General features: G+C 70.5%; 5 protein-coding genes. 4 read left to right on the top strand and 1 reads right to left on the bottom strand.

What is annotated here, in order from left to right; translation table 11 throughout:
- Positions 1-63: 63 nt before the first annotated feature.
- Entirely contained in the window at positions 64-1,065 is a 1,002-nt protein-coding gene (locus tag B1729_RS19030) for an o-succinylbenzoate synthase (RefSeq protein WP_239539716.1), read from the bottom strand.
- A gap of 168 nt (positions 1,066-1,233) precedes the next feature.
- Between B1729_RS19030 and B1729_RS19025 the strand changes: the two genes are divergently transcribed.
- The 4 genes from B1729_RS19025 to B1729_RS19010 all read left to right on the top strand — a co-directional run.
- On the top strand, positions 1,234-1,569 hold the full coding sequence (locus B1729_RS19025) for a PadR family transcriptional regulator (protein WP_163618333.1): 336 nt from the start codon (positions 1,234-1,236) through the stop codon (positions 1,567-1,569).
- 1 nt (position 1,570) lies between these two features.
- Positions 1,571-2,533: a permease prefix domain 1-containing protein gene (locus B1729_RS19020; RefSeq protein WP_163634362.1), complete on the top strand. Its 963-nt coding sequence runs from the start codon at positions 1,571-1,573 to the stop codon at positions 2,531-2,533.
- Between the two features lie 63 nt (positions 2,534-2,596).
- Positions 2,597-3,394, top strand: coding sequence for an LLM class F420-dependent oxidoreductase (locus tag B1729_RS19015; RefSeq protein ID WP_163634360.1), 798 nt, complete (start codon positions 2,597-2,599; stop codon positions 3,392-3,394).
- A 288-nt stretch (positions 3,395-3,682) separates the two neighbouring features.
- A partial coding sequence (locus tag B1729_RS19010; RefSeq protein WP_204318970.1) for a homocysteine S-methyltransferase family protein occupies positions 3,683-4,731 on the top strand: 1,049 nt, incomplete at its 3' end.

The following is a 4,731-nucleotide window of genomic DNA, read 5'->3' as shown; positions in this document are numbered from 1 at the left end:
GTCGTTGAGCGAGCGAAGCGAGACGAAGCGCCCCGAGCCGCGACCGGACACGCCACCGCCTGGTCAGCGCCCGGAGCCGAGCACCTCGTAGCAGCGCGCGAGGCGGTCGAGCCACCACTGGCGGCGGTCGGCGGATGCCGCATGCGCGTCGAGCAGCGCGGCGTCCGGCGTGACCCGGCCCACCGTCAGCGAGCCGTGGCGCGGGATCAGCGGCGGGTCTGCGACGTCGGCGGGGGAGAGTGACGCGGTCCCCAGGCCGCAGTCGTAGTCGAGCTGGGGGAGCGCTGCGGCAAGCGCCACGCCCATCGACAGCCCCACCGAGGTGTCCAGGGCGCTGGAGACGACGGCGGGAAGCCCCGCCTCCGCCACGATCTCGAGTGCGCGCCGCACGCCGCCGAGCGGCTGCGCCTTGATCACCAGCAGGTCGGCCGCGCCCGCGCGCGCCACCGCCAGCGGGTCGGCGGCCTTGCGCACGCTCTCGTCGGCGGCGATCGGGATGTCCATGTACTTGACGCGCCGTCGCAGCTCGGCGAGCTCGTCGACGGTCGCGCACGGCTGCTCGGCGTACTCGAGGTCGAACTCGGCGAGCGCGTGGAGCGCGCGCTCCGCCTCGTCGACGTTCCAGGCGCCGTTCGCGTCGATGCGCACGCGGCCCTCCGGACCCATCGCCTCGCGCACCGCGCGGACGCGGGCGACGTCGTCCGCGAGCAGCTGACCGGCCTCGGCGACCTTGACCTTCGCCGTACGGCAGCCGTCGAAGCGTGCGAGCACCGCGGGGACGTCTGCGGCGGCGACCGCCGGCACCGTGGCGTTGACGGCGATGAGCTCACGGCGGGCAGCGGGCCGCGGCATCCGTGAGTCTTCGATGGCCGCGGCGAGCCACGTCGATGCCTCCGCGTCGTCGTACTCGGGGAACGGCGAGAACTCCGCCCAGCCCTCGGGGCCTTCGAAGAGGAGCGCTTCGCGCACGTCGATGCCGCGGAACCTGGTCGCGAGCGGCAGCGACACCACGCGCGCCGTGTCGAGGAGCTCGTGCAGGGTAGGCCGGTTCGCGTCGTTGCTCACGTCCCCATCATGCCGCCCCGGCATCGACTCCTGCGAAAGCGGGTCGGTGCTCACGCTGACAGATGCTGCGGCGCGGCGTGTCACGCGACGGGCCAGGCTTTTGGTCGACGATACGCAATAACAATGTGCGTTTGACGATAGTGTGTGACACACAGTACAGTGTGACGCATGAGCGAATCCGACATCCTCGAGACGCACCTGCAGGAGCTGCGGCGCGGCACCATCGTGCTGGCATGTCTGCGGCTGCTCGAATCGCCGGGGTACGGGTACGGCTTGCTCGAACAGCTGGGGGCGCACGGCTTTCCCACCGACGCGAACACGCTTTATCCGCTCCTCCGGCGTCTCGAGAAGCAGGGCCACCTCACGAGCGAGTGGAACACCGACGAGGCGAGGCCTCGCAAGTTCTACCGCACCAGCGCCGCGGGCAAGCGCCTCGCGACCGCACTCACCGACGATTTCCGCGCGATCGCCGCCGCGATCGACGCCCTTCCCCAGGAGGACTGACATGACCAGCACGATCACCCTCACCGACCGCTACGTCGACGCCGCGATGCGCACCGTGCCGGAGGACCAGCGCGACGACCTCGCCGCGGAGCTGCGCGCCTCGATCGACGACCAGGTCGATGCCCGCGTGGCCGAGGGCGAGCAGCGTGAGCAGGCCGAGCGCGCCGTCCTCGTCGAACTCGGCGACCCCGACGTCCTCGCCGCGAAGTACACCGACCGGCAGCTGTACCTGATCGGGCCGCGCTACTACCTCGACTGGTGGCGGCTGACGAAGCTGCTGCTGTGGATCGTGATCCCCTTCGCAGGGCTCGGCATCGCGATCGCCCAGACCCTCTCGGGCGCTGACATCGGCGAGGTGATCGGCACGACCGTCGTCACCATGCTCAACGTCGCGATGCACGTCTTCTTCTGGACGATCCTGATCGTCGTGATCCTCGAGCGCAGCGGCGCCCGCATGCGCAAGCCCTACGCCGGATTCTGGAAGCCCGAGATGCTGCCCGAGCCGCGACAGAGCGGTGCGGGATTCGGCGACATGGTGGCCAGCCTGGTCTTCCTCGTCGTCGCGGCGGGGGCACTCCTGTGGGACCGGTTCATCGGTTTCGTCCCCACCGAGCCCGGACTGTCGTTCTTCAACCCGGACCTCTGGCCGTGGGTCTACGCGGCGCTGTTCGTGCTGATGGCGCTCGAGGCCGCGCTGAGCGTCGCGGTGTACTTCCGAGGACGGTGGACGGTTCCGCTCGCGGTGGTCAACGCGCTGCTGGCCCTGGCGGTCGCGGTTCCCGCGCTGGTGCTCCTCGCCCGAGGCGAGCTGCTGAACCCCGAGTTCTTCGCCACGATCATCCCGGGCGGCGAGGTCGGTGCGATCATGACCGTCGTCACCGGCTTCGTGATCGCGGGCATCGCGGCGTGGGACATCATCGACGTCGCGATCAAGGCACGGCGGGGTGGCGTCGCCCGTCGGTGACCGACAGAGGAAGGAGGGGAGGAGTGCGCCTCGCACCCCTCCCCTCCTTCTAGGCTGATGCCCATGCCTCTTCTCGACACACCCGTACGGCTCGGCGTGCAGCTGCAGCCCCAGCACGCTCCGTACTCCGCGTTCCGCGACGCCGTCCTGCGTCTCGAGGAGATGGGCGTCGACGTCCTCTTCAACTGGGACCACTTCTTCCCGCTGTCGGGCGACCCCGACGGCCTGCACTTCGAGTCGTGGACCATGCTCGCCGCGTGGGCCGAGCAGACCGAGCGCGTCGAGTTCGGGGCACTGGTCAACTGCAACAGCTACCGCAACCCCGATCTGCAGGCCGACATGGCCCGCACCGTCGACCACATCTCGGCGAAGGACGGCGTGGGCCGCTTCATCTTCGCGACAGGCTCCGGCTGGTTCGCCCGCGACTACGAGGAGTACGGGTACGAGTTCGGCACCGCCGGTTCCCGGCTCGACGACCTCGCCGCCGGGCTCGAGCGGATCGAGGCCCGCTGGCAGACGCTCAACCCGGCGCCCACCCGCGAGATCCCCGTCATGATCGGCGGCAAGGGCGAGCAGAAGACGCTGCGCCTCGTCGCCCGGCACGCCGACATCTGGCACAGCTTCGTGCGCCCCGACGAGCTGCCCCGCAAGCTCGACGTCATCGAGCGCTGGGCCGAGCGCGAGCAGCGCGACACCTCGGGCCTCGTCATCTCCAACGAGCTGCACCAGCGCGGCGAGGGGTTCGCCGACGAGCTGTACGACGCCGGTGTGCGCCTCTTCACGCTCGGCTTCCAGGGCCCCGACTGGGACTACGACCTCATCCGTTCGTGGCTGCGCTGGCGCGACTCGAAGAACGCCTGACCTGCCCGGATGCGCGAAAGGGTAGATCCCCGCACGCCTCCGGCTGGGGCCTGTGCGGCAATCCACCCTTTCGCGCTTCTGCGGACTCCGTCGCCGTCTCCGTGTCCGTCTCCGCGGAGCATGTCCCGATTTCTGCTGATCCTGCCGCTCCTTGTGGCCGGTTTCGGGACATGAGGGCCATCGATCGGGACATGCCGACGGGGGCAGGGGCCGCGCATGGGCCCGGCAGGTCGTCGATAGCCGTCACGGACGGCGGCGGGGACGGATGCCGCGACTAAACTCGCGCGGGTGACCGCTGCCTCCACCGCTCCCCGCTTCGCCCTCGACATCGACGGCGTGCCGCGTCCGGAGCGCTCGCAGCAGCTGCTCGAGGGCGTACGCGAGCGGGTCGTGATCGCCGACGGGGCGATGGGCACGATGCTGCAGCGCTACGACCTCTCGATCGAGGGCGATTTCCAGGGCCTCGAGGGCTGCAACGAGATCCTCAACGTCTCGCGCCCGGATGTCGTCGCGGCGATCCACGACGCGTACCTCGAGGTCGGCGTCGACGCGGTCGAGACCAACACGTTCGGTGCGAACTGGTCGAACCTCGGCGACTACGGCATCGACGACCGCATCGCCGAGCTGGCCGCCGCGGGGGCGCGCATCGCGCGTGAGCGGGTCGAGGCGGCCGAGTCCGTCGACGGGCGCGTGCGCTGGGTGCTCGGCTCCATGGGCCCCGGCACGAAGCTCCCGAGCCTCGGCCACACGACGTACGACAACCTGAAGCAGACGTTCGCGCTGCAGGCCGAGGGACTCATCGACGGCGGCGCCGACGCGTTCCTCGTCGAGACCTCGCAGGATCTGCTGCAGACGAAGGCCGCCATCAACGGCTGCCGACAGGCGATCGTGAGCCGCGGCATCCGTCTGCCGATCTTCGTCGAGGTGACCGTCGAGACGACCGGCACCATGCTCATGGGGTCCGAGATCGGCGCGGCGCTGACCGCGATCGAGCCGCTCGGCGTCGACGCCATCGGCCTCAACTGCGCCACGGGCCCGACCGAGATGAGCGAGCACCTGCGGCACCTGTCGAAGTACGCCACCGTGCCCGTCGCGTGCATGCCGAACGCCGGGCTTCCCGTGCTCGGGGCGAACGGCGCGCACTACCCGCTGTCGCCCGCCGAGCTCGCGACGGCGCACGAGCAGTTCGTGCGCGAGTTCGGCCTGGGCCTCGTCGGCGGATGCTGCGGCACGACGCCCGAGCACCTCGCCGCGGTCGTCGAGCGGCTCAGCCCCTTCCGCGACGCCTCCCGGTCGTTGACCGAGCGAGGCACGCGGTCGTTGAGCGAGCTTGCGAG

Source organism: Microbacterium sp. B35-04 (genome assembly GCF_010634885.1).
GTDB lineage: Bacteria > Actinomycetota > Actinomycetes > Actinomycetales > Microbacteriaceae > Microbacterium.
Note: the sequence above shows the minus strand (reverse complement) of the source record. Positions and strands in the feature narration are given on the sequence as shown.

Coding starts and splice junctions, on each gene's coding strand:
- B1729_RS19020 (WP_163634362.1), top strand. CDS start 1,571: ATGACCAGCACGATCACCCTCACCGACCGCTACGTCGACGCCGCGATG.
- B1729_RS19015 (WP_163634360.1), top strand. CDS start 2,597: ATGCCTCTTCTCGACACACCCGTACGGCTCGGCGTGCAGCTGCAGCCC.
- B1729_RS19025 (WP_163618333.1), top strand. CDS start 1,234: ATGAGCGAATCCGACATCCTCGAGACGCACCTGCAGGAGCTGCGGCGC.